Source organism: Neisseria sp. P0009.S007 (assembly GCF_051962515.1).
The window spans coordinates 1-250 of record NZ_JBQCVF010001204.1 but is presented as its reverse complement, the minus strand read 5'-3'; the positions used below and the strand labels follow the sequence as shown (position 1 = coordinate 250).

Here is a 250-nt window from a genome sequence, read left to right as displayed (position 1 = left end):
ATGTAGGAACGGGCAACGGCGTGGAAACAGTGTTTATCCCCGAAGCAGAACGCGGTACGTTGTGTATTTCCTCGCAAGTCGGCTGCGCATTGGAATGCACCTTCTGTTCTACCGGCCGCCAAGGTTTCAACCGTAATCTGACCGCTGCCGAAATCATTGGGCAACTGTGGTGGGCAAATAAAGCAATGGGCGTTACGCCAAAAAACGAACGCGTGATTTCCAATGTAGTCATGATGGGCATGGGCGAACC

Annotated in this window: 1 pseudogene; it reads left to right on the top strand. The window is 52.4% G+C overall.

What is annotated here, in order from left to right:
• Positions 1-250: pseudogene (locus ACTHS3_RS18315) on the top strand (23S rRNA (adenine(2503)-C(2))-methyltransferase RlmN); the annotation flags it as partial.